Annotated in this window: 3 rRNA genes; all 3 read right to left on the reverse strand. The window is 55.5% G+C overall.

Going from position 1 to position 5,145, the window contains the following annotated elements:
* A 5S ribosomal RNA gene (gene rrf / locus HLA91_RS13605) occupies window positions 1-105 on the reverse strand; the annotation flags it as partial.
* 121 nt (window positions 106-226) lie between these two features.
* A 23S ribosomal RNA gene (locus HLA91_RS13610) occupies window positions 227-3,325 on the reverse strand.
* 370 nt (window positions 3,326-3,695) lie between these two features.
* A 16S ribosomal RNA gene (locus HLA91_RS13615) occupies window positions 3,696-5,145 on the reverse strand; the annotation flags it as partial.

The raw sequence follows: 5,145 nt of genomic DNA on the forward strand, positions 1-5,145 counted from the left end.
CTTACTCTCCCACACCCTGTCGAGTGCAGTACCATCAGCGCTGGCAGGCTTAGCTTCCGGGTTCGGAATGGGGCCGGGCGTTTCCCTGCCGCTATAGCCGCCGCAAAACCATGTGTGTTGCTGGTTTTGTGGATTTGTGTGTGGACGCGTAGCGATCGTTTTGTTGTGACACGTTTAGTTGTGTGTCTTGTGTTACCCGACCCGTAACACACCAAATTGGTGGTGGTTGGGTGAGTGGTGGGCGTATTAGTACCAGTCAGCTGCACACATTGCTGTGCTTCCACGTCTGGCCTATCAACCCCCTGGTCTAGAGGGCGCCTCATAGGGAAATCTCATCTTGAAGCAGGCTTCCCGCTTAGATGCTTTCAGCGGTTATCCTTCCCGAACGTAGCCAACCAGCCATGCACCTGGCGGTACAACTGGCACACCAGAGGTTCGTCCGTCCCGGTCCTCTCGTACTAAGGACAGCCCTTCTCAAATTTCCTACGCACGCAGCGGATAGGGACCGAACTGTCTCACGACGTTCTAAACCCAGCTCGCGTACCGCTTTAATGGGCGAACAGCCCAACCCTTGGGACCGACTCCAGCCCCAGGATGCGACGAGCCGACATCGAGGTGCCAAACCATGCCGTCGATATGGACTCTTGGGCAAGATCAGCCTGTTATCCCCGAGGTACCTTTTATCCGTTGAGCGACCGCGATTCCACAATCCACGGCCGGGTCACTAGTCCCAGCTTTCGCTCCTGCTCGACACGTCCGTCTCACAGTCAAGCTCCCTTGTGCACTTACACTCGACACCTGATTGCCAACCAGGCTGAGGGAACCTTTGGGCGCCTCCGTTACTCTTTGGGAGGCAACCGCCCCAGTTAAACTACCCATCAGGCACTGTCCCTGGACCCGATCAGGGTCCGAAGTTAAGGAATCCACTATGGTCAGAGTGGTATTTCAACAATGACTCCACACACACTGGCGTGCATGCTTCACAGTCTCCCACCTATCCTACACAAACCACACCGAATCCCAATACCAAACTATAGTGAAGGTCTCGGGGTCTTTCCGTCCTGCTGCGCGTAACGAGCATCTTTACTCGTAGTGCAATTTCGCCGAGTTCGCGGTTGAGACAGCAGAGAAGTCGTTGCGCCATTCGTGCAGGTCGGAACTTACCCGACAAGGAATTTCGCTACCTTAGGATGGTTATAGTTACCACCGCCGTTTACTGGGGCTTAAATTCTCCGCTTCGAACCACGAGGGTTCTAACAGGTCCTCTTAACCTTCCAGCACCGGGCAGGCGTCAGTCCGTATACATCGACTTACGTCTTCGCACGGACCTGTGTTTTTAGTAAACAGTCGCTTCTCTCTGGTCTCTGCGGCCACCACCAGCTCACAACCGCAAGGGCTGGTCACCAGGATGGCCCCCCTTCTTCCGAAGTTACGGGGGCAATTTGCCGAGTTCCTTAACCACGATTATCTCGATCGCCTCGGTATTCTCTACCAGACCACCTGAGTCGGTTATAGGGTACGGGCGGCTAGAACCTCACGTCGATGCTTTTCTCGGCAGCATAGGATCACCAGATCACCCCACCAGTGTGGGGCGCCCATCAGCTCTCAGCCACATGTCTCCCGGATTTGCCTAAGAGACGGCCTACCACCTTAGACCGCGACAACCATCGCACGGCCTGGCTACCTTCCTGCGTCACACCTGTTAACACGCTTACCTACTACACGATCAGGTCCCACACATCACCTCCTGAACACCCCGAAGGGCGACAGGAAGTTTAACGTGGTTAGTCTCACACGCCTCGGTATGGACGGTTCTTCGCCGGTACGGGAATATCAACCCGTTGTCCATCGACTACGCCTGTCGGCCTCGCCTTAGGTCCCGACTTACCCAGGGCGGATTAGCCTAGCCCTGGAACCCTTGGTCATCCGGCGGACGGGTTTCTCACCCGTCTTTCGCTACTCATGCCTGCATTCTCACTCGCATAGCCTCCACCACTGAATCACTTCGCAGCTTCACCGGCCACACGACGCTCCCCTACCCAACACCACAACCCGTTAGGGTTAACGTGATGATGCCATAACTTCGGCGGTGTGCTTAGCCCCGCTACATTGTCGGCGCAGAATCACTTGACCAGTGAGCTATTACGCACTCTTTCAAGGGTGGCTGCTTCTAAGCCAACCTCCTGGTTGTCTTCGCAACTCCACATCCTTTCCCACTTAGCACACGCTTAGGGGCCTTAGTTGATGGTCTGGGCTGTTTCCCTCTCGACTACGAAGCTTATCCCCCGCAGTCTCACTGCCACGCTTACACTTCCTGGCATTCGGAGTTTGGTTGACGTCAGTAACCCGGTGGGGCCCATCAGCCATCCAGTAGCTCTACCTCCAGAAAGCAACACGCAACGCTGCACCTAAATGCATTTCGGGGAGAACCAGCTATCACAGAGTTTGATTGGCCTTTCACCCCTAACCACAGGTCATCCCCTCCATTTTCAACTGAAGTGGGTGCGGGCCTCCACGTCGTCTTACCGACGCTTCACCCTGCCCATGGCTAGATCACTCCGCTTCGGGTCTAGGACATGCAACTCACTCGCCCTATTCGGACTCGCTTTCGCTACGGCTACCCCACACGGGTTAACCTCGCTACATGCCACTAACTCGCAGGCTCATTCTTCAAAAGGCACGCCATCACCCCAACAAAAGGAGGCTCTGACGGATTGTAAGCACATGGTTTCAGGTACTATTTCACTCCCCTCCCGGGGTACTTTTCACCATTCCCTCACGGTACTATCCGCTATCGGTCACCAGGGAGTATTTAGCCTTACCAGGTGGTCCTGGCAGATTCACACGGGATTACACGAGTCCCGTGCTACTCGGGCACACACTGAGACAGATAGGCACATGTTTCATCTACGGGACTCTCACCCACTCCGGTCGACCTTCCCAGATCATTCGACTACACACACCAACACCTGCCCGACCCCATGTAGAGGATCACCAGTGGCCCCACAACACCGCACATGCAACACCTACACGCTTGACACACATACGGTTTAGGCTCATCCGCGTTCGCTCGCCACTACTAACGGAATCATTCTTATTTTCTCTTCCTGTGGGTACTGAGATGTTTCACTTCCCCACGTTCCCCCCACACACCCTATATATTCAGATGCGGGTCACGACACACAACATGCCGCGGGGTTTCCCCATTCGGACACCCTCGGATCACCGTTCGTTTACCAACTCCCCGAGGCTTATCGCAGGTTACCACGTCCTTCATCGGCTCCTGATGCCAAGGCATCCACCATGCGCTCTTGAACACTCACACACACCACAACGGCGTGCACGAGTCGGATAACACAAGAAACACAACAAAAACAAAATCACAACAGAAGAAACACAATAGTGTTTCCCCAGATGCTCGCGTCCACTATCCACTTACACAACAACACCCAGACACCCACACCCACCACCAGCAACCACTGGCGCAGCATGCAGGGCCGGAAACACCAGAAAAACAACCACAACCACAAAGGTCATGGGCCTGTTCTTCCAGGACCCAACAACGTGTTTGCCCCACCACACACACCCATGAAGGCATGTACAGCAGGAGGTTCATGTGATGTTCCACCCATGAGCAACCACCACAGACACGTACGGCCTGTGCGTGGCAACACCAATATGTGTTAGCTCCTTAGAAAGGAGGTGATCCAGCCGCACCTTCCGGTACGGCTACCTTGTTACGACTTAGTCCCAATCACCAGTCCCACCTTCGACGGCTCCCCCCACAAGGGTTAGGCCACCGGCTTCGGGTGTTACCGACTTTCGTGACTTGACGGGCGGTGTGTACAAGGCCCGGGAACGTATTCACCGCAGCGTTGCTGATCTGCGATTACTAGCGACTCCGACTTCACGTAGTCGAGTTGCAGACTACGATCCGAACTGAGACCGGCTTTCTGGGATTCGCTCCACCTCAAGGTATCGCCACCCTCTGTACCGGCCATTGTAGCATGCGTGAAGCCCAAGACATAAAGGGCATGATGATTTGACGTCATCCCCACCTTCCTCCGAGTTGACCCCGGCAGTCTTCCATGAGTTCCCACCATTACGTGCTGGCAACATAGAACGAGGGTTGCGCTCGTTGCGGGACTTAACCCAACATCTCACGACACGAGCTGACGACAACCATGCACCACCTGTACACCAGTCCGAAGAGGCGACTATCTCTAGCCGTTTCCGGTGTATGTCAAGCCTTGGTAAGGTTCTTCGCGTTGCATCGAATTAATCCGCATGCTCCGCCGCTTGTGCGGGCCCCCGTCAATTCCTTTGAGTTTTAGCCTTGCGGCCGTACTCCCCAGGCGGGGAACTTAATGCGTTAGCTACGGCACGGAATCCGTGGAATGGACCCCACACCTAGTTCCCAACGTTTACGGCATGGACTACCAGGGTATCTAATCCTGTTCGCTCCCCATGCTTTCGCTCCTCAGCGTCAGTTACAGCCCAGAGTCCCGCCTTCGCCACCGGTGTTCCTCCTGATATCTGCGCATTTCACCGCTACACCAGGAATTCCAGACTCCCCTACTGCACTCTAGTCAGCCCGTACCCACTGCACGCGCAACGTTAAGCGTTGCGTTTCCACAGCAGACGTGACCAACCACCTACGAGCTCTTTACGCCCAATAATTCCGGACAACGCTTGTACCCTACGTATTACCGCGGCTGCTGGCACGTAGTTAGCCGGTACTTCTTCTGCAGGTACCGTCACTTTCGCTTCTTCCCTACTGAAAGCGGTTTACAACCCGAAGGCCGTCATCCCGCACGCGGCGTCGCTGCATCAGGGTTCCCCCCATTGTGCAATATTCCCCACTGCTGCCTCCCGTAGGAGTCTGGGCCGTGTCTCAGTCCCAGTGTGGCCGGTCGCCCTCTCAGGCCGGCTACCCGTCGTCGTCTTGGTAGGCCACTACCCCACCAACAAACTGATAGGCCGCGAGTCCATCCCCAACCAGTAAAACCCTTTCCACCACCAGACCATGCGGCCAGTAGTCATATCCGGTATTAGACCCAGTTTCCCAGGCTTATCCCGAAGTCAGGGGCAGGTTACTCACGTGTTACTCACCCGTTCGCCACTCATCCACACCCAGCAAGCTGG

The organism is Brevibacterium luteolum (assembly GCF_013004595.1).
GTDB lineage: Bacteria > Actinomycetota > Actinomycetes > Actinomycetales > Brevibacteriaceae > Brevibacterium > Brevibacterium luteolum.